General features: G+C 72.2%; 20 protein-coding genes. 11 read left to right on the top strand and 9 right to left on the bottom strand.

All coding sequences use genetic code 11. From position 1 onward, the window contains the following. The first annotated feature begins 89 nt into the window (after window positions 1-89). The gene (locus AC0VY3_RS15440; RefSeq protein ID WP_475549812.1) at window positions 90-1,448 is read left to right on the top strand and encodes a geranylgeranyl reductase family protein; all 1,359 of its coding nucleotides are present in this window, start codon (window positions 90-92) and stop codon (window positions 1,446-1,448) included. Here the strand turns inward: AC0VY3_RS15440 and AC0VY3_RS15435 are convergent. Beyond that, the gene (locus AC0VY3_RS15435) at window positions 1,405-1,815 is read right to left on the bottom strand and encodes a hypothetical protein (protein WP_181010738.1); all 411 of its coding nucleotides are present in this window, start codon (window positions 1,813-1,815) and stop codon (window positions 1,405-1,407) included. The two genes, AC0VY3_RS15440 and AC0VY3_RS15435, sit on opposite strands and share 44 nt — an antisense overlap. A gap of 94 nt (window positions 1,816-1,909) precedes the next feature. Between AC0VY3_RS15435 and AC0VY3_RS15430 the strand changes: the two genes are divergently transcribed. Continuing rightward, complete coding sequence (locus AC0VY3_RS15430; RefSeq protein WP_475549811.1) at window positions 1,910-3,052, top strand: winged helix DNA-binding domain-containing protein; 1,143 nt, start codon at window positions 1,910-1,912, stop codon at window positions 3,050-3,052. Window positions 3,053-3,190: 138 nt separating this feature from the next. Continuing rightward, window positions 3,191-3,427 carry a twin-arginine translocase TatA/TatE family subunit gene (locus AC0VY3_RS15425; protein WP_103507649.1) on the top strand — a complete coding sequence of 79 codons (237 nt, stop codon included), beginning with the start codon at window positions 3,191-3,193 and terminating at the stop codon, window positions 3,425-3,427. 115 nt (window positions 3,428-3,542) lie between these two features. Here the strand turns inward: AC0VY3_RS15425 and AC0VY3_RS15420 are convergent, their stop codons facing one another. Continuing rightward, window positions 3,543-3,749 (bottom strand): hypothetical protein, encoded by a 207-nt coding sequence (locus AC0VY3_RS15420; protein WP_103507648.1) that lies wholly within the window; start codon window positions 3,747-3,749, stop codon window positions 3,543-3,545. 443 nt (window positions 3,750-4,192) lie between these two features. Between AC0VY3_RS15420 and AC0VY3_RS15415 the strand changes: the two genes are divergently transcribed. After that, complete coding sequence (locus AC0VY3_RS15415; protein ID WP_030629153.1) at window positions 4,193-4,414, top strand: hypothetical protein; 222 nt, start codon at window positions 4,193-4,195, stop codon at window positions 4,412-4,414. A gap of 55 nt (window positions 4,415-4,469) precedes the next feature. Here the strand turns inward: AC0VY3_RS15415 and AC0VY3_RS15410 are convergent, their stop codons facing one another. Beyond that, window positions 4,470-5,402: a M56 family metallopeptidase gene (locus tag AC0VY3_RS15410; RefSeq protein WP_475549810.1), complete on the bottom strand. Its 933-nt coding sequence runs from the start codon at window positions 5,400-5,402 to the stop codon at window positions 4,470-4,472. Window positions 5,403-5,404: 2 nt separating this feature from the next. Continuing rightward, window positions 5,405-5,836, bottom strand: a complete 432-nt coding sequence (locus AC0VY3_RS15405; RefSeq protein ID WP_103508140.1) for a BlaI/MecI/CopY family transcriptional regulator — start codon at window positions 5,834-5,836, stop codon at window positions 5,405-5,407. A 282-nt stretch (window positions 5,837-6,118) separates the two neighbouring features. Between AC0VY3_RS15405 and AC0VY3_RS15400 the strand changes: the two genes are divergently transcribed. The 3 genes from AC0VY3_RS15400 (at window position 6,119) to AC0VY3_RS15390 (ending at window position 8,231) form a co-directional block, all read left to right on the top strand. After that, window positions 6,119-6,694 (top strand): TerD family protein, encoded by a 576-nt coding sequence (locus AC0VY3_RS15400; RefSeq protein ID WP_103508141.1) that lies wholly within the window; start codon window positions 6,119-6,121, stop codon window positions 6,692-6,694. A 61-nt stretch (window positions 6,695-6,755) separates the two neighbouring features. After that, a complete protein-coding gene (locus AC0VY3_RS15395; RefSeq protein ID WP_103508142.1) occupies window positions 6,756-7,337 on the top strand; it encodes a TerD family protein in 582 nt (193 codons plus the stop codon). Window positions 7,338-7,481: 144 nt separating this feature from the next. After that, the gene (locus AC0VY3_RS15390; RefSeq protein WP_475549809.1) at window positions 7,482-8,231 is read left to right on the top strand and encodes a hypothetical protein; all 750 of its coding nucleotides are present in this window, start codon (window positions 7,482-7,484) and stop codon (window positions 8,229-8,231) included. Window positions 8,232-8,268: 37 nt separating this feature from the next. Here the strand turns inward: AC0VY3_RS15390 and AC0VY3_RS15385 are convergent, their stop codons facing one another. The 3 genes from AC0VY3_RS15385 to AC0VY3_RS15375 all read right to left on the bottom strand — a co-directional run bounded on the left by AC0VY3_RS15385 (window position 8,269) and on the right by AC0VY3_RS15375 (window position 11,490). Further along, a complete protein-coding gene (locus tag AC0VY3_RS15385) occupies window positions 8,269-9,009 on the bottom strand; it encodes a gamma-glutamyl-gamma-aminobutyrate hydrolase family protein (protein ID WP_475549808.1) in 741 nt (246 codons plus the stop codon). Window positions 9,010-9,059: 50 nt separating this feature from the next. Further along, entirely contained in the window at window positions 9,060-10,541 is a 1,482-nt protein-coding gene (eat, locus tag AC0VY3_RS15380) for an ethanolamine permease (RefSeq protein ID WP_475549807.1), read from the bottom strand. A 160-nt stretch (window positions 10,542-10,701) separates the two neighbouring features. After that, complete coding sequence (locus AC0VY3_RS15375) at window positions 10,702-11,490, bottom strand: FadR/GntR family transcriptional regulator (RefSeq protein ID WP_475549806.1); 789 nt, start codon at window positions 11,488-11,490, stop codon at window positions 10,702-10,704. Window positions 11,491-11,563: 73 nt separating this feature from the next. Between AC0VY3_RS15375 and AC0VY3_RS15370 the strand changes: the two genes are divergently transcribed. Genes AC0VY3_RS15370 through AC0VY3_RS15360 form a run of 3 tightly spaced genes read left to right on the top strand, consistent with a single transcriptional unit; the run spans window position 11,564 to window position 15,152 of the window. Next, window positions 11,564-12,928, top strand: a complete 1,365-nt coding sequence (locus AC0VY3_RS15370; RefSeq protein WP_103508147.1) for a glutamine synthetase family protein — start codon at window positions 11,564-11,566, stop codon at window positions 12,926-12,928. A gap of 51 nt (window positions 12,929-12,979) precedes the next feature. After that, a complete protein-coding gene (locus tag AC0VY3_RS15365; protein WP_475549805.1) occupies window positions 12,980-14,362 on the top strand; it encodes an aldehyde dehydrogenase family protein in 1,383 nt (460 codons plus the stop codon). Between the two features lie 4 nt (window positions 14,363-14,366). Next, window positions 14,367-15,152: a 3-oxoacyl-ACP reductase gene (locus AC0VY3_RS15360; protein WP_103507351.1), complete on the top strand. Its 786-nt coding sequence runs from the start codon at window positions 14,367-14,369 to the stop codon at window positions 15,150-15,152. 66 nt (window positions 15,153-15,218) lie between these two features. On the opposite strand, the gene AC0VY3_RS15355 is transcribed toward AC0VY3_RS15360, so the two are convergent. Both AC0VY3_RS15355 and AC0VY3_RS15350 read right to left on the bottom strand, forming a co-directional pair. Continuing rightward, window positions 15,219-16,424: a PucR-like N-terminal domain-containing protein gene (locus AC0VY3_RS15355; RefSeq protein WP_103507350.1), complete on the bottom strand. Its 1,206-nt coding sequence runs from the start codon at window positions 16,422-16,424 to the stop codon at window positions 15,219-15,221. Continuing rightward, window positions 16,421-16,573 (bottom strand): hypothetical protein, encoded by a 153-nt coding sequence (locus AC0VY3_RS15350; RefSeq protein ID WP_181010713.1) that lies wholly within the window; start codon window positions 16,571-16,573, stop codon window positions 16,421-16,423. Before AC0VY3_RS15350 ends, AC0VY3_RS15355 begins: the two co-directional genes overlap by 4 nt. 184 nt (window positions 16,574-16,757) lie before the next feature. On the opposite strand from AC0VY3_RS15350, the gene pgfA reads away from it, so the two are divergent. Further along, window positions 16,758-17,741, top strand: coding sequence for a cell envelope lipid trafficking protein PgfA (gene pgfA / locus AC0VY3_RS15345; RefSeq protein WP_103507349.1), 984 nt, complete (start codon window positions 16,758-16,760; stop codon window positions 17,739-17,741). Window positions 17,742-17,946 lie beyond the last annotated feature (205 nt).

Genomic DNA, 17,946 nt, shown 5'->3' with positions numbered 1-17,946 from the left:
CGGTTCCGCACCGGCCCCGCCCTGATCGATGATGTCGACCGGGGCCGCCGCCCCGGCAGGAGCAACAGCCGTCGGACGAAGGGGTTGTGATGCGGGAACTGCCACCGGACCCGTCGACGACGAACGCGCGGGAGGTACCCCGTACGGGAGAGGACGCCCAGGTGATCGTGGTCGGGGCGGGCCCGGCCGGCTCGTCGGCCGCGTATCACCTGGCGCGGGCCGGAGTCGACGTGATCCTGCTGGAGAAGGCCCGCTTCCCCCGGGAGAAGGTGTGCGGCGACGGTCTCACCCCGCGCGCGGTGCACCAGCTCATCCGGATGGGCGTCGACATCACCGCACCGGGCTGGACGCGTTCGCGCGGTATGCGCTGGGTGGCCGGGGAACACCGGGTGCAGATCGAATGGCCCGCGCTGGGCCGCTACCCGGACTTCGGCCTCTCCCGCAGCCGGCACGACTTCGACGACATCCTGGCCCGGCACGCCGTGGCGGCCGGGGCCCGGCTGTTCAGCTGCTGGAAGGCGGAGCGGCCGCTGACGGACCGGGCGGGCCGGGTCACCGGCGTCGCCGCGTCATCGGACTCCCCGGACGTGCCGGAGCCGGTCGGCTTCCGCGCTCCGGTCGTCATCGCCGCCGACGGAGCGTCCGCCCGCCTCGCCCTGGCGCTGGGCCTGGAGCGGGACCCCCGGCGGCAGATCGCGACCGCGGCCCGGCGCTACTACCGCAGCCCGGAGCGCTCCCGGGAGGAGTATCTGGAGCTGTGGGCCGACCTCCGCTTCCCGAACAGCGGCCCCTACCTGCCCGGTTACGGCTGGATCTTCCCGATGGGCGACGGCCGGGTCAACGTCGGGCTCGGAGCGCTCCCCCACCGGCGGCACGGCAAGGCGGACCTGCGCGCGACCCTGGACCAGTGGCTGGCCCGGACCCCGGAGGAATGGGGGCTGCGCGAGGAGAACGCGCAGGGCCCGGTCCGCAGCGCGGCCCTGCCTCTCGGTTTCAACCGCCATCCGCTGTACGCGCGGGGACTGTTGCTGGTCGGCGACTCCGGCGGGATGGTCAGCCCCTGGAACGGCGAGGGCATCGCGCAGGCGATGGAGGCGGGCGAGGTCGCCGCCGAGAGCGCCGCCCTCGCCCTGGCCCACCCCCGAGGGCCGCGACGCGAACACCTGCTGCTCGGCTACCCGGTGGAGATGAACCGCCGCTGGGGCCGCTACTACCGGCTGGGCAACACGGCCGCCGACCTGGTCTTCAGCCGCTCGGGCTTCCAGCCGGTGCTCAACCGGTACGTCATGGGCTCGCCGTTCCTCCTCGACGCGCTGGCCCGGCTGCTCACCGACCTCACGGACAAGCCCTCGCGCGATGTGATCGACCACGTCCTCAACACGGCGTTCCGTCTCGTCCCGGCTCCTAGGTCGGGCCTGCGCGGCGGCGGGCGGCTCCGGAAGCGCTGACCGCGGGGCGGGCGGACCGGTCGGCCGGTCGCGCATGATTCCGGCCGGAACCGGTCGAGGTCGGCGTCAGCACCCGCCCTCCGGTCCGTGCGTACCAGGTGCGGACGGACCGGAGGGCGAGCTCCGTTCTGCCCGGTCCGGCGGGGCCCCACAGCACCACGGGAAACGCGCGGTTGGGGGCGGCCCACTCCTCCGGCCCTGCGAAGACCTGTGCCGTCTCGTCCTCACGGTCGACGGAGTGCGCGATCTCCGGGGGAAGTTCGTCGTCATCCTGGTACGGTCCCGTCCACGCGATCAGCGTTGCCCAGGCGATGCGTACGCAGGTTCCGGTGGGAACAGACAGGATCCCGGGGTACGTGTCCGCCACCGCCCAGGAGTGAACGCCGCTGATGGGCGTACGGTTTCGACGACAGGCGACCGGTCGGCCGGAGGAACGGCCGGAGGAACGGATCGACGACGGCATGAGAATGACCGCACGAGGGCTCAACCGATCGACGCTCGCCCGGCAGTTGCTGTTGCGGCGGGAGACGCTGGACGCCTCCGAGGGGGTGCGGCGGGTGGTCGCGCTCCAGGCCCAGCAGCCGGCCTCGCCGTATGTCGCGCTGTGGAACCGGCTCGCCGGTTTCGACCCGGCCGGGCTCGACGCGGCGTTCACGGACCACCGTGTGGTCAAGGCGACCATGATGCGGCTCACCCTCCACGCCGTGCACGCGGACGACCATCCGGCCTTCCGGGAGGCCATGCATCCGGTGGTGCGCGCCTCCCGGCTGGGCGGCCGCTTCACCGCGTCCGGGCTGACGGCAAAGGACGCGGACGCGCTGGTCCCCCGGCTGCTGGAGTTCGCGGACCGGCCGCGGACCACCGCCGAGTGCGAGGCCTGGCTGGGTGAACAGCTGGGCGCGCCGCCGAAGGCCGGGGCGTGGTGGGGGCTGCGGCAGTACACGCCGCTGCTCCACGCGCCCACCGCGTCGCCGTGGTCGTTCGGCCACCGGCCCTCGTACATCGCGCCACGGAGCGGTACGCCACGCACCGACCCGGAAGCGTCCGCCGCGTCGCTGCGGACGCTGGTCCTGCGCTACCTCTCGGGGTTCGGGCCCGCATCGGTCGCGGACGTGGCGCAGTTCGCCATGGTCACGCGGGCCAGGGCGCGGGCGGCACTGGCCGACCTCGCCGGGGGTCTGGAACGGCCGACCGGTCCGGAGGGCGAGGAGCTGTTCGACCTGCCGGGCGCTCCGCGGCCGGACGGGGCGGAGCCGGCGCCGCCCCGGCTGATGGCGATGTGGGACAGCGTGCTGCTGGCGTACGCGGATCGTGGCCGGGTTCTCCCGGAGGCGTACCGCAGGACCGTGATCCGGGCGAACGGCGATGTGCTGCCGACGCTGCTCGTCGACGGGTATGTGGCCGGGGTGTGGCGTCCGGTGGCCGGGGGTGTCGAGGCGACCGCGTTCCACTCTCTGCCGGACGAGGTCTGGGAGGGGCTCGCCGCCGAGGCCCGGTCGCTGGTGGGGTTCCTCGCCGACCGTGAACCGGAGGTCTACCGCCGCTACGGCCACTGGTGGGGCCGCCTCCCGGATGCCACCGTACGTCTGTTGCCGGGGAGTTGACCCGGGATTCGGGAGGCGTGATCCGAGAACCTGCGGACGGATGCTCTACAGCCCTGTAGATTCACCTGTGCAGATGCAGCTCTGAAGATTCAGCCCTGCGGATTCGGCGTCCAGTCCGCTCCAGAGAAAGCAGCGACCATGTTCGGGATCGGCGAGCTCACCATCCTTCTCCTGGTGATCGTGGCGGTGCTGGCCGTGAAACGGCTGCCCGATCTCACGCGGTCGGCCGGCAAGGCGGCGCGCATCCTCAAGAGCGAGAAGCAGGCGCTCAAGGAACAGGACGGCCCCGTGGCCGGTGCGGCGGACGGCGGCGAAGCGCCCCGGACGCCTCCCCGAGTGATCCGCGGCGAGGCGACCGAACGCGAGACGCCGTAGCCCTGGAGAGTCCGGCGGACCTGGCCCCCAGGGCCTCGTCGAACGCCCGGAGGAGCGTGTACCGCCGGCAGTCGGCCTTCTCGCGAGCGGCGGCTCTGTGGGCGGCGGTGTCGGTTCATGCGGCGACGACCTTCGCCTGCTCACCGTCCGATGGCAGATGGATGTGCACCGCGAGCAGGACCGGCGCCGGAGTGACGGCGGCTTCGGCGGCCTCCGCCGCCATCGTGGTCACCACGAAGAGACCGGCCGGCCGCTCCGCGTCGTGAACCACGCTGCCGGCGAGGCGGGTTCGGACCAGCCCGGGGCGCTCGACGCCGGGCACGAGCGTGTCGATGCGGCTGACGGTTCCGGTGCGATGGGCGCGGCCCCTGCCGGATGGCCCTCGTCGCCGGTCCACTGCGCGTAGAAGAGGAGCCTGCGGCCGTCCGTGGACGGCAAGACGTGCTGCGCCAGGCGCCCGGCGGGCGTCCTGGCCGCCGCCCCTTCCACCATCACCGCGTCAGCGACCGTGAGGGAACGTTCAGCGGTACCGGTATGCCATTCACCGATCAGAGCCGTTCCGGCGGCAGGGCGAACGAGATCCGAGAAACGTGTCATGGGCGCGACTGTCGAACATCAACCGCACTTGAGGTCAATCACATGGCGGGAATTCCCCTGTCGTGGACACGCCGGGGAACCGCGCGGACACCCTCCGCAGTTGTGCGAATGGCCCCGGCCGGGGCCGCCCGCCGTCAGGGCGGGGAGACACGCTCCCAGGAGGCAGCAGTGGCCCAGATCGACCTGGACAAGGTGCTCGACAAGGCTTACGCGGACAAGGACCTGCCCACCATCCTCTCGGCTCCCGTCTCGGCCCTGAAGGGCGTCTCGGACCGCGACGGCGAGCTGCTCCAGGAGGCGTTCGGCGTCAAGACGGTGGCAGATCTGGCCAACTTGAAGTACGCCCGCTGGGCCCAGGCACTCGCCGCGCTGGACACCAGCTCGTCCTGACCCGACGGCGCTCGGCCCGCCGGAGCGATCCGGTGGGCCGGGCGCCCCGCGACGGCTACAGCGGTGTCGCCGCCTCCAGGACGAGGAACAGCGCGACGGCCGCGTTCAGCGCGGACAGTGCGGAGACGGTCGTCCCGGCCGCGGCGACGAGCGCGGCGACGCCGGCCGGGGTGAGGGCCGGGGGCCAGCCGCGGTCCGGCGGCACCGGGCCCAGGAGGGCCGCCACCCGGCGCGGCACCGGTCCGGCGGCGGCGAACGCGGCGAAGGCCGTGCCGCCGGGGGCCGGGCGGGAGACGAGCGCCGCCTTGCCGACCGCGCGTGCGGTGAGCCGGCGGTCGCCGGTGACCCGGGCCGCCTCCTCGTCCGCCCAGCGCTCGGTGCTGTAGACCAGGGCCCCGAGCAGCGGCCACAGCAGCGGGTTCACGCAGCCGGCCAGCCGCGTCGCGAGCAGCAGCCGGTGGTGGCGGCCCGTCAGATGGGCCCGCTCATGGGCGAACAGCGCCCGGCGCTCGGCCGGTTCGAGGGAGGCGAGCAGGGCCGCGGAGACCATCACCCGCCCCGGGGAGCCGGGGAGCGCATAGGCGTACGGGACGTCGTCGGGCAGCACGGCGACGTCGCCGCCCGGCAGACCGGCCAGCGCCCGGTGGGCCCGGGCCCGGAAGCGGTAGTGGCGGTGGACGGTGAACCCGCAGGCCGCCGTGACGGCGACGAGCGCCAGGATGGACGCCTTGCCCGCGAACGCGTCGTGCGGCACGGCATCGCGGACCTCGTCGTCGGACCAGCCGTCGGGCAGCGGGTTGCCGGGCAGTTGGGCCGTGCCCACGACCACCAGCAGTCCGAGGCACACCAGGCTGCAGGAAGCGAGGATCACGGCGACGGTGGTCAGCAGCCGGGCGGCCCTGCGGGGGTGCAGGTGCTGTTCGGCCAGGCGGGCGATCGGCAACGCGGTCAGGGGAAGGACGAGGGGCAGGTAGACGAAGACCCCCATCGTCAGCGCTCCGGCCGGTCCGAGGGCGCGCCGGTACCGTCGGGCCCGCTCTCGGCGAGCAGGGCCCGCAGCAGGTCCTCGTCGTGCGAGGAGAGTACGGAGACGAAGCTGGAGAGCACCGCGTCACGGTCGCTCTGCCTGTCGAGGAGCCGCCGCATCCGCAGGGCGGCGAGCCCCGCCTCGTTCGCCACGGGCTCCCACAGGACGGGGCGCCCCCGTCCGGTACGGGTGACCGCCTGCTTGGCGTGCAGCCGCGTCAGGATCGTGATGACGGTGCTGTACGACAGGCCCGCGCCGAGCCGCTCCAGCACCCAGGCGGCGGTCACCGGCTCGCTCGCCCCGCCCAGCACCGACAGCACCTGGGCCTCCAGCTCGCCCTGGCCACGCCTGCGGACAGGCGTTTCCCGTTCGCCACCGGCTCCTTCGGCGTCCACGGCACGGCCCCTCTCTCCTTCTCGCCGCCCGGGCGCGGCACTTCGCCCGCCGGGCATCGGGAAATCGTATCCACCCGGCGGCGGGACCGGCCACCGACCAGGGCCGGACCGCTCGCCTCCGGGCCGCCCGCCGCCTGGTCGCGAAGCTCCTGGCTCCGAACCTTCCGGCCCCGAAAATCTACAGTGCTGTAGATTTTATTCATTGCCGCAGTGTGTCCGCGCCGTCACCCGTGGCGTGGCCGCCAGCACGTGAACACCCGTCACCGCACAAGGGAGAACATCATGGGCGTGAGCCTCGCCAAGGGCGGAAATGTCTCGCTGAGCAAGGAGGCTCCGGGGCTGACCGCGATCCTCGTCGGTCTCGGCTGGGACGTCCGCACCACCACCGGCGCCGACTACGACCTGGACGCGAGCGCGCTGCTCTGCGACGAGGCGGGCAAGGTGCAGTCCAACGAGCACTTCATCTTCTATAACAACCTGAAGAGCCCTGACGGTTCGGTCGAGCACACCGGCGACAACCTCACCGGTGAGGGCGAGGGCGACGACGAGATCGTCAAGGTCGACCTCTCCTCGGTGCCCGCGACCGTCGCGAAGATCGTGTTCCCGGTCTCGATCCACGAGGCGGAGGGCCGCGGCCAGAGCTTCGGCCAGGTGCGCAACGCGTACATCCGCGTGGTGAACCAGGCGGGCGGCGCGGAGATCGCCCGCTACGACCTCAGCGAGGACGCCTCCACCGAGACGGCGATGGTGTTCGGCGAGCTGTACCGGCACGGCGCCGAGTGGAAGTTCCGGGCGGTCGGGCAGGGTTACGCATCCGGCCTGAGCGGCATCATCGCCGACTTCGGCGTCAGTCTCTGAGCCGCCGGGATCCGGACCAGCACCTCCCACCCACGTCACCACAGGTACCGAAGGCGGAACGATGACGATCAACCTCACCAAGGGCCAGCAGGTCAGCCTCACCAAGTCCGGCGGCGGCGAGCTCGACGTCGTACGGATGGGGCTGGGCTGGAAGTCCGCTCCCCGTAAGGGATTTCTGGCGCGGCTGACCGCCCGTGAGATCGACCTGGACGCCTCGGCGGTGCTCTTCGCCGGCCGTGATCCGCAGGACGTGGTCTTCTTCCAGCATCTGACCAGCGACGACGGTTCGGTCCAGCACACCGGGGACAACCGGGTCGGCGGGGCGGGCGAGGGCGGCGACGACGAGTCCGTCGTCGTCGATCTGCGGCGTGTGCCGGCCCATGTGGACCAGATCGTCTTCACGGTGAACTCGTTCACCGGCCAGACCTTCGAGGAGGTCGAGGCGGCCTTCTGCCGGCTGGTCGACGAGAGCAACGGCCAGGAGCTGGCACGGTACACCCTGACCGGTGGCGGGCGGCACACCGCCCAGATCATGGCCAAGGTCCAGCGGACCGGCTCTGGCTGGCAGATGACCGCGATCGGCGCGGCGGCGGACGGGCGGACCTTCCAGGACCTCATGCCCGCGGTCGTGCAGCACCTCTAGGAACATCTCACCGGACACCGGCGGGGGTGCGCACGCGGCAGACGCGCACCCCCGCTGTCCGGTGGGCGGCACACACCCGCCGCCACACCTGTATATCGACACCGGTACAGACACCCGTATCGACAGCATCGACCGAGGGACAGCATGGGCAGACCTTCCCGGCTCGGGGACGAGGACAGATCCGACTACGCGAGCGCGCTCGACGAGGTGATCGCCTCCCCGGAGGTCCGACGCCTGCTCGAACGCTCGGGGCTCCCCGGCGGTCGGCTGCGTGTTCTGGGCCTGGCGGCCGTCGCGCGCACGACCGCCGCCGCCGACGCCGAGTACCGGCGGTACGCGGCTCTGCGACGACAGGCGGGCGGGCGGCGGGAAGCCGGGGTGTCGCCGCTCTCCGGGCCGGGCGACCAGGAGCGGCCGGGTGCCGGAGTGCTGGCGGTCCTCGGGGTGCTGACGCCGGTGCTCGCCGCCGTGGCCGCGGCGACGTTCCTGCTCCTCGGGTACGGGCTGCGGCTCGCCGGGAGTCTGCCGGCCCTGGCGGGCACCCTCGTCGGCGTCGGCTGGTCCAGTCTGGTCATCGCGGCGGTCACGGGCCTGGTCAGCGTGGCCGCCCTCTACCGCACGGCGGCGAAGCAGTCGGCGGACGGCGCGGCGGACGCGCCCGACCGGTCCCCCGCCCTCCAGGACGCCCGAGAGGCGTGGCTCTCGGCGCTGCGCGACCGGGGGATCCGGCCGTTCCTGCACCAGCGGCTCGCCGAGACGGCCACGCCCCCGGCGGACCGCGGCGAGGGCTCCGGCTTCAGCTCGCCGGCGTTCGCGGGGCCCGAGTTCTCCGGGCCGGGCTTCGAGAGTTCCGGCGGGGTCGCGGGGCCGCGCCTGCCGGACACCCGCCGCTGAGGTCCCACCGCCCTACGCACGCGCGGGTCGGCTCAGCTCAGGCGCGTACGGGTGTTTCCGCCGCGGGCCGGGCGTCGGGCAGGTCCGCCGCCCGGCCCGCGGCGGCCCGGACCAGGGCGGCCATGACCCGGGTGTCCTCGCCCATCTCCGGGTGCCACTGCACGCCGAGCACCAGGCTCCCGTGCCCGGGGAGTTCCAGGGCCTCCACGGTCCCGTCGGGCGCGTGGGCGGAGGCGACCAGGCCGGCGCCGAGGCGGTCGACCGCCTGATGGTGGTAGGCGGGCACCACCGCGGTCTCCGGTACGGCGTCCGCGTACGAGGTGCCGGGCACGGGGGTCACCGGGTGGCTGCCGAAGACGCCGGGGCCGCCGGTGTGGTCGTCCAGGTGCTGGTGCAGGGTGCCGCCGAGGGCGACGTTCAGCAACTGCATGCCCCGGCAGATGCCGAGCAGCGGGACCCGCTGTTCGACCGCCGCCCGGATCAGGGCCAGCTCCCAGGCGTCGCGTTCGCGGGCCGGGGGGCCGGTACGGGGGTCGGCGACCGCCCCGTACCGTGCCGGTTCCACGTCCGCTCCGCCGGCGATCACCAGCCCGTCCAGGGCGGCGACGGTGTCCCGGGCCGCGTCCGCAGCGTCGTCGGGCGGCAGCAGCACCGCGCGTCCGCCCGCCGCCCGGACGAGGCGCGGATAGGCGGCGGGCAACAGCACCACGGGCATCTCCCACACACCCCAGCGGGCTGGGTCCTGGTAGGTGCTGATGCCGATGACGGGCCGGGACATGGAACGTACTCCTCGTCGGGTCGTGGTGCTGGACGAAAGGGGCGCGGGGCTCAGTCGCGGGCGAGTTCGGCCTCGGCCGCCGCCAGGGCGGCGAACTCCTCCTCCGGGGCTCCCGCGACGAGCCGGTGACGGCTGTAGAGGGCGAAGTAGGCCAGGGCCACCGCGTACACCCCGAGCGCGATGAACGCCGCGTCGCGGTCCACCAGGAAGGTCGCCACCAGTGCCGAGCATGCCAGAACGAAGGCCACGGACGAGGTGAGCGCGCCGCCGGGGGTGCGGTAGGGGCGCGGCAGCTCCGGTTCGCGGCGGCGCAGCATCATGTGGGAGAGCGCCATGAGGGCGTAGCTGATCGTGGCGCCGAAGACGGCGACGTTCAGCATCCGGCCGCCGTTGCCGCTCCAGGCGGCGAGCGTGAACCCGATGATGCCGGGGATCAGCAGGCCGAGGTAGGGGGACTTGCGGCGGTTGGTGAGGGAGAGGAAGCGGGGCAGGTAGCCGGCCCGGGAGAGGGCGAACAGCTGACGGGATCCGGCGAAGATCAGGGAGAAGAAGGAGGCGACCAGGCCGGCGAGGCCCGCGTAGTTCACGAAGCGGCTCAGGACGGTCGGCTCGCCGCTGCCCTGCAGGGCCACCACCAGCGGGTTTCCGGCTTCCTTGATGGCGTCGGCGCCCTGGGCCCCGGTGGCGGAGACAAAGGTGATGAGGGCCAGGAAGACCAGGACGGCGAGCGAGACGGCCAGGGCCTTCGGCATCGAGCGGACCGGGTCCTTGGCCTCCTCGGCGGCGAGCGGCACGCCCTCCACGCCGAGGAAGAACCACATGCCGAAGGGGAAGGCGGCCCAGATGCCGAGGAGTCCGTAGGGCAGCCAGGAGTTGGAGCCGAAGGCGGAGGCGTCCGCCGGGATGTCGTTGAGGCGGCCAGCGTCGAACTCGGTGAACGCGCCGACGGCGAAGACGAGGAGGGCGGCCACCGCGATGGCGGTCACCACCAGGCTGAAGCGGAGCGCCTCGCCGACGCCCCAGAGGTGGATGCCGATGAAGATCGCGAAGCAGGCGAGGTAGACGGGCCAGCCGGAGGTGAGGCCGAACAGGCCGAGTGATTCGACGTAGTCGCCGATGAAGAGGGAGATGGCGGCGGGGGCGAGGATGTACTCGATGAGGATGGCCGTGCCGGTCAGGAAGCCGCCCCAGGTGCCGAGCGCCCGCCGGGCGAAGCCGTAACCGCCGCCCGCCGTGGGCAGGATGGCGGAGAGTTCGGCCAGGGCGAAGACCAGACACGCGTACATGACGCCCATCAGGACCATGGCCGCGGCGAGGCCGCCGAAGCCGCCCTTGGACAGGCCGATGTTCCAGCCGGAGAAGTCGCCGGAGACGACGTAGGCGACGCCCAGCCCGGTCAGCAGGAACCAGCCGGCGCTGCCCCGGCGCAGGGTGCGGCGGTGCAGATACGCGTCCGTGCCGGACGTTCCCGGGTCCGCGCCGCCGGAAGGTCCGACGGGTGGTCCGGCGGGTGTTTCGGTTCCCTGAGCCATGAGCGCTCCCGATGTCTGTCGACTCCGCCGATGGGAGTCGGTGGCACATTGCGTCGGTCAAAGGTTCGTCGGCACACCTTTGTGGAACGTAGGAGCGAATGGCAAGGGCCGTGCGTTAAAGAGTGGTTACGGATTCGCCGCGCCGGTCCGCCGGACCGGCTCAGGCGAGGAAGCCGCGCAGCAGGGCCGCCGTGCCGCCGCAGTGTTCGCGCATCATCTCGCGCGCCGCGTCCGCGTCCCGGTCGAGCACCGCCTCGACGACGGCCGCGTGCTGCTGCTGGGAGTGCTCCAGGTTGCGCACCAGCAGCGGGATGCAGTCGAGCAGTTCGTTGAGGGTGGCCCGGACCGCGGCGTACTGGGCGGCGAGCGTTCGGGAGCCGGAGAGTTCGGCGAGTGTGAGGTGGAGCAGGGTGTCCTGGCGGCGGTAGTCCTCCAGCCGGGCGCCGTGTGTCGCGTCCAGCGCGGCCCGCAGCCGGGCCTCGCCGACGGCCGGCAGCCCCTCGGCGCAGAGGCCCGCTGCCCCGGCCTCCAGCACCTCTCGGAAGCGCAGGGTGTCCTCCACGTCGACGGCGGCGATCCGGCGGCGCAGTTCGTCGCTGTCGTCGGGGGCGGCGGTGCGCGGCAGGACGAACGTTCCTCCGTAGCGGCCGCGGCGGCTCTCGACCATGTTCTGGTCCTGGAGGACCTTGAGGACCTCGCGCAGCGTGACCCTGCTGATCCGCAGATGCTGGGCCAGCTCGCGCTCGGAGGGCAGCCGTTCGCCGGGCGGCACCAGACCGAGCCTCAGCAGTTGGAGGACCTGCTCCAGAGCCTCCTCGAAGCCGTTGCCCGCACGGACGGGGCGCAGCACGGAGTCCAGCCGGGCGGTCGCGGCGTCCGGCTCGCCCGCCCCCGCGTCGGTGGCGGCTGCCGCCGGACGGGTGTCGTCCGCTCGCTCCCTCGTGGCCACTGGTGGATCCCCTTCCCAAGCAATGGTTCTCTGTCATACCTTATGCCTCCCGGTTCACCCAAGGAGGCATCCCGTGGCAGACCGCACACCCCCGCTCGGCGTCGACGAGCTCCGCTCGCGTGTCGCGGACGGGTCGATAGACACTGTGGTGCTGGCCTTCCCGGACATGCAGGGCCGGCTTCAGGGGAAGCGGTTCGCGGCCGGGTTCTTCCTGGACGAGGTGCTGGAGCACGGTACCGAGGGCTGCAACTACCTCCTGGCCGTGGACACCGAGATGCGGACCGTCGACGGCTACGCGATGTCCTCGTGGGAGAACGGCTACGGCGACTTCGGCATGGTCCCCGACGCCGCCACCCTGCGCCCCGTGCCCTGGCACGAGGGGACCGCCCTGCTGATCGCGGATCTCGCCTGGCACGACGGCAGTCCGGTGGTGGCCGCCCCGCGTCAGATCCTGCGCCGTCAGCTCGACCGGCTGGCGGAGCTCGGCTGCACGGCCCAGGTGGGCACGGAGCTGGAGTTCATCGTCTTCCGGGACAGTTACGAGGAGGCCTGGGACCGCGACTACCGCGGGCTGACCCCGGCCAACCAGTACAACATCGACTACTCGATCCTCGGCACGGGGCGGATCGAGCCGCTGCTGCGCCGGATCCGCAACGAGATGCAGGAGGCCGGGCTGACCGTCGAGTCCGCCAAGGGTGAGTGCAATCCCGGTCAGCACGAGATCGTCTTCCGCTACGACGAGGCGCTCACCACCTGCGACCAGCACGCCGTCTACAAGACGGGCGCCAAGGAGATCGCGGCCCAGGAGGGCGTCTCGCTGACTTTCATGGCCAAGTACGACGAGCGCGAGGGCAACTCCTGCCACATCCATCTCTCGCTGACCGACGCGGACGGCGAGAACGTGATGGCGGGCGACGGCGAGGGCGGTATGTCCGAGCTGATGCGGCACTTCCTGGCCGGTCAGCTGGCCGCCCTGCGGGACTTCTCCCTCCTCTACGCGCCCAACATCAACTCCTACAAACGCTTCCAGCCAGGATCCTTCGCCCCCACCGCCGTCGCCTGGGGCGTCGACAACCGCACCTGCGCCCTGCGGGTCGTCGGCCACGGGCGCTCGATGCGCTTCGAGAACCGGCTGCCCGGCGGCGACGTCAACCCGCATCTGGCCGTCGCCGGGCTGGTCGCCGCCGGACTGTACGGGGTCGAGCACCGGCTGCCGCTGCCCGAGGCGTGTACGGGCAACGCGTACACCGGCGACTACGACCAGGTGCCGACGACTCTGCGCGAGGCGGCCGAACTGTGGGAGGCCAGCCCCATCGCCAAGGAGGCGTTCGGCGAGGAGGTCGTCGCGCACTACCTGAACATGGCCCGCGTCGAACTGGCCGCGTACGACTCCGCGGTGACCGACTGGGAGCTGCGCCGCTCCTTCGAACGCCTCTGACCGTCAGCACACCACCGCACAACCACCAGCTTCCGTGATCGGGGTCCGTACGTGTCACAACCCACCCTGGACGTCCTGAACCCGGCGACCGCCGAGGTCGTCGCCACCGTCCCCGCCGCCTCCGCCGCCGATGTGGACGCCGCCGTCACCCGCGCCGCGGCCGCCCAGGGGCGCTGGGCGGCCGCCGCGCCCGCCGACCGGGCCCGGCTGCTGCGCCGCTTCGCCGTGGTCGTCGACGAACACATCGAGGAACTGGCGCAGTTGGAGGTTCGCGAGGCCGGCCACACCATCGGCAACGCCCGGTGGGAGGCGGGCAACGTACGCGATCTCCTCGACTACGGCGCGGGCGGGGCGGAACGGCTCCTGGGCCGGCAGATCCCGGTCGCGGGGGGTATCGACTTCACCGTCCTGGAGCCGCTGGGCGTCGTCGGCGTCATCGCGCCGTGGAACTTCCCGATGCCGATCGCCGCCTGGGGTCTCGCGCCGGCCCTCGCGGCGGGCAACGCCGTCCTCCTCAAGCCCGCCGAGACGACCCCGCTCACCGCTCTGCGGCTGGCCGAACTCGCCCTGGAGGCCGGTCTGCCCGACGGTCTTCTCCAGGTGCTGCCCGGCGAGGGCCCGGTGGCCGGAAGCGCCCTGGTGGAGCACCCGGGCGTCGCGAAGATCGTGTTCACCGGCTCCACCCGGACCGGCAAGCACATCATGACCCGCTGCGCGGAGCGCGTGAAGCGGCTCACCCTGGAGCTGGGCGGCAAGAGCCCCAACCTCGTCTTCGCCGACGCGGATGTGGCGGCAGCGGCGGCGGCCGCCCCGATGTCCTTCCTGGACAACGCCGGTCAGGACTGCTGCGCCCGGACCCGGATCCTGGTCGAGCGGTCCGTGTACGACCGCTTCCTAGAGCTGCTCGTCCCGGCCGTCGCCGCCGTGGTGGTGGGCGACCCGGCCGACGAGAAGACGCAGATGGGCCCGCTGATCTCGGCGCTCCAGCTGGACCGGGTGCGGGGCTTCGTCGACGGGGGCCGTGGCGCCGACGGCGTACGGACCATCCTCGGAACGGCCCCCGACGGCCCCGGGTTCTGGTATCCGCCGACCGTCCTCACCGGGGTCTCGCCGGATGCGCCGGTGGCCGTGGAGGAGGTCTTCGGGCCGGTCGCGGTGGTCCTGCCGTTCGAGGACGAACAGGACGCGCTGCGGCTCGCCAACGCCACCGACTACGGCCTCGCCGGCTCGGTCTGGACCCGGGACGTCGGGCGCGCGCTGCGCGTCGGGCAGGGGCTGCGGGCGGGCAATCTCTCCGTCAACTCGCACTCCAGTGTGCGCTATTCGACCCCCTTCGGCGGCTACAAGCAGTCGGGCCTGGGCCGCGAGCTCGGCCCGGACGCCCTGGCCGCCTTCACCGAAACCAAGAACGTCTTCATCAGCACGGAGGCCTGAGCCCATGACCGACACTTCTTCCGTCTGCCGCCGTCTGGTCGGCCGCACCGCCGTCGTCACCGGAGCCGGCAGCGGCATCGGTCTGGCCACCGTGCGGCGGCTGGCCGCCGAGGGCGCGCACGTCGTCTGCGCCGATGTGGACGAGGAGCGCGGCAAGGCCGCAGCCGAGGAGGCGGGCGGGCTCTTCGTCCGTACCGACGTCACCGACGCCGAGCAGGTGGACGCCCTCTTCAAGGCGGCGTTCGACACCTACGGCTCGGTCGACATCGCGTTCAACAACGCGGGGATCTCGCCGCCCGACGACGACTCCATCCTGGAAACCGGCCTGGAGGCCTGGCGGCGGGTGCAGGAGGTCAATCTGACCTCCGTGTTCCTCTGCTGCAAGGCGGCCATCCCCTATATGCGCGCGCAGGGCAGGGGCTCCATCATCAACACGGCCTCGTTCGTGGCCCGGATGGGCGCGGCCACCTCGCAGATCTCGTACACCGCGTCCAAGGGCGGGGTGCTGGCGATGTCGCGCGAGCTGGGTGTGCAGTTCGCGCGCGACGGGATCCGGGTCAACGCCCTGTGCCCCGGGCCGGTCAACACCCCGCTGCTGCAGGAGCTGTTCGCCAAGGACCCGGAGCGGGCCGCCCGGCGTCTGGTGCACATCCCGGTCGGCCGGTTCGCGGAGCCGACCGAGATCGCCGCCGCCGTGGCGTTCCTGGCGAGCGACGACTCCTCGTTCGTGAACGCCACGGACTTCCTGGTCGACGGCGGGATCGCCGGGGCGTACGTCACCCCGGTCTGATCCCGGCACTCTCCGGTACTCCCCCGGCGGCCGGACGTCCGTGGACGTCCGGCCGTCGGTCGCCGTTCAGCGCGGGGCCGGGTCCGGCACTCCCCTGAGGCGCTGGGCGCGGAGCACCAGGAGCATCTCGAAGCGCTGGTCCGGTTCGTCGATGGCGTCGCCCCACATCTCGCGGATCTGCCGCAGCCGGTAGCGGGCCGTCTGCGGGTGGACGCCCAGGCGGGCGGCCACCTCGGGGGCGCCGCCGGGGGTCTCGATCCAGGCGAGCAGCGTCTCGGCCAGCCGCTTCGTCTGGGTCGGACTGAGGCCGTCCAGCGGGGCGAGGCAGCGGCGGGCGGCGGCGTCGATCAGCTCCTGGGCCGGGAGGAGCAGCAGTTCCTCCGTCCGTTCGGTGCAGTACAGCACCTCGCCCTGCGGCAGCAGGTCCTTCTTGATCAGCTGGACCGCTGTCTCGGCCCAGCGCAGCGAGGTCGCCGCGGCCGCCAGCGGGACCGCCGGGCCGATCGCCCCGGACCAGCCGGCCGTGGCGCGCCGCAGGATCTCCGCTCGGCCCGCCGTGTCCGGATCCGGGATGACGATGCGCGGCTGCTCACTCTCCATCTCCAGCAGGATGCCCTGCCCCACCGCGGGGGCCACGGCCTCGCGGGCCGGGCGCATGAGGACACCCACGGCGATGGTCTCCGGGAGCTCCCAGCCGATCCGGGCGGCCCGCTCGGCCAGGCCCCGGCCCGTGTCTCCGCGGTGTTCCATCAGAAGGAGTTCGATCAGCTGGCGCTGGAGGCGGAGCCGTTCGCTGGCGCGCCGGGCCGCCGCCTCGGCGTAGCCCCGTACCGACTGTTCCACGAGCCCGTCCAGATACTCGAATCCCGATTCGGCCAGCTCGTACATGGCGGGCGCGGGGATGTCGACCTGCTGGCCGATCTCGGCGAGCCTGCGCCAGGTGAGCCGGACCCCGAGGCGGTAGATGGCCTGAAGCGCGTCGAGGCTGCGGCCTTCGAGCCCTTCGCCCCGGCCGAACTCCTGGAACATCTCCGGCGGCACCCGTGGGTGGGCGCCCGCGGTGAGGTTGTGGACGAAGCCTTCGATGGCGCGGCGGATGCCGACGAGGGCCAGCGGCTCTCCGGACTCGTCCTCGACGAGGTGCAGATAGGGATATTCCTGGCGTATCTGGTACAGGATCGTCTGGGCGAGCTCCGGGGCCTCGGACCGGGCGATCGCCTCGAAGCGGTCGAGCTTCGACCGGGGGACCTCCTGCCAGGCGGGGCGCGTCACGGAGCTGCCGGGCCGGTGTCATAGCTGATCAGAGGGGTATTGGGCTGGTCGGGAGTGGCGTCGAGCAGTGCCACGACGCCGACCGCCGCACCAACGGCGAAGGACGCGGCCACCAGAACGGTGACGGTTGCGGCGATGAGTCTGCGCATAGTCGGGTCAGCTCCTAGCTGGAGACGATCCCCACCCCTTAAGCCGGGCCCCTCCGGCTGGGACACAGTGTCGACAGCACATTGACATTCCGTCAAGGGCTTGCCTACTGTTCACGCCAATCAAGGGCTGACCGGCCCGGGGCCCGTGCACCTCCGCGAAGAGATTCGACCCAGGAGTGCCCGGATGCGCCACAACGCTTCTCCCCTGTCGCTTGTCCTGCTGGGGGCAGGGGTCTTTCTGCTCGTCCTCGCGCCGCTGCTCGTCTGGTACGTCCAGCCGCATGCCAAGCGCACCCCCGTAGACATCGACACCACCACCGTCTTCACCGGGACGGGCAGCTACTTCGACACCTCCGAGGTGGAGACGGTCGAGGGCAGAACGATCACGATCACCCGGCAGGTGCGCGGGGACGTGGCCGACAGCGAGAAGAGCGGCAACGCCGTGTGGGACGTGTCCACCTCGGTCGACCACCAGGGCACCCTGCCCGCCTCGGACCCCCGTGACGCCCTCCAGTGGACGCTGGAGCGCTGGGTGACCGACCGCTCCACCAACGAGCCGGTGCACTGCTGCGAGGAGTCCCCGGCCTTCGACGGGGAGGCGTACCTGAAGTTCCCCTTCGACGTCGAGAAGCGCTCCTACCGCTGGTGGGACAGCACGCTCGGCGGCGTGGTGCGGCTGTCCTACGCAGGTGAGAAGGAGATCCAGGGCTACTCCGGCTATCTCTTCACGGGCGAGGTGGAGCCCACCAGGACCGGGGTGCGCCAGGTGCCTGGGCTGCTCGTGGGGAAGAAGAAGACCCCGCAGGTGCTGGCCGAGGAGTGGTATTCCAACAGCGGTATCGAGCTGGTCGTGGACCGGCGGACCGGCCGCATCATCAACGCGGCGATCGGGCCGAAGAAGACGCTGCGCGCTCCGGGATCCGAGAAGGACGCCGTCGTGCTGCTGGAGAGCAAGCGGGTGGAGTTCACCGAGGAGACCCAGCTCAAGCAGGTCGAGCTCGCTTCGGCGGACAGCGACCGGCTGGCGATGCTCGGCACGACCGCGCCGGCCGGGGCGGCCGGAGTGGGCGGTGTGCTCACGATCGCGGGCGTCGTGCTCGTCGTACGGGGGCGTCGGACGGAGCCGGAAGCTCCGAATACTCACATGATGACGATTCCGCACACCTGAGTTACCGGCAAGTTGTTGCACCGGTGAGTAGCCGGGCGCGCACCCGTGCCGAAAACTGTCTATCCCCACCAGAGCACGGCCCCCCGGTCTCGTCCTTTCCTTTCCCTTCCCGTTCTCCCCCGCCTTCTCCGTACTTCGCTTCTCCCCCCTTCCGCTCCCCGCCCCGTACGGCACGGCCCTCGACCCCGAAGGCCACTTCCCCGAA

Source organism: Streptomyces sp. iso_384, from assembly GCF_056172905.1.
Note: the sequence above shows the minus strand (reverse complement) of the source record. Positions and strands in the feature narration are given on the sequence as shown.

Bases quoted from the DNA above. Each gene is read 5' to 3' on its own strand.
- eat (WP_475549807.1), bottom strand. From the start codon at position 10,541: ATGGCTCAGGGAACCGAAACACCCGCCGGACCACCCGTCGGACCTTCC.
- AC0VY3_RS15410 (WP_475549810.1), bottom strand. From the start codon at position 5,402: ATGGGGGTCTTCGTCTACCTGCCCCTCGTCCTTCCCCTGACCGCGTTG.
- AC0VY3_RS15385 (WP_475549808.1), bottom strand. From the start codon at position 9,009: ATGTCCCGGCCCGTCATCGGCATCAGCACCTACCAGGACCCAGCCCGC.
- AC0VY3_RS15425 (WP_103507649.1), top strand. From the start codon at position 3,191: ATGTTCGGGATCGGCGAGCTCACCATCCTTCTCCTGGTGATCGTGGCG.
- pgfA (WP_103507349.1), top strand. From the start codon at position 16,758: ATGCGCCACAACGCTTCTCCCCTGTCGCTTGTCCTGCTGGGGGCAGGG.
- AC0VY3_RS15350 (WP_181010713.1), bottom strand. From the start codon at position 16,573: ATGCGCAGACTCATCGCCGCAACCGTCACCGTTCTGGTGGCCGCGTCC.
- AC0VY3_RS15395 (WP_103508142.1), top strand. From the start codon at position 6,756: ATGACGATCAACCTCACCAAGGGCCAGCAGGTCAGCCTCACCAAGTCC.
- AC0VY3_RS15440 (WP_475549812.1), top strand. From the start codon at position 90: ATGCGGGAACTGCCACCGGACCCGTCGACGACGAACGCGCGGGAGGTA.
- AC0VY3_RS15390 (WP_475549809.1), top strand. From the start codon at position 7,482: ATGGGCAGACCTTCCCGGCTCGGGGACGAGGACAGATCCGACTACGCG.
- AC0VY3_RS15430 (WP_475549811.1), top strand. From the start codon at position 1,910: ATGAGAATGACCGCACGAGGGCTCAACCGATCGACGCTCGCCCGGCAG.
- AC0VY3_RS15400 (WP_103508141.1), top strand. From the start codon at position 6,119: ATGGGCGTGAGCCTCGCCAAGGGCGGAAATGTCTCGCTGAGCAAGGAG.
- AC0VY3_RS15360 (WP_103507351.1), top strand. From the start codon at position 14,367: ATGACCGACACTTCTTCCGTCTGCCGCCGTCTGGTCGGCCGCACCGCC.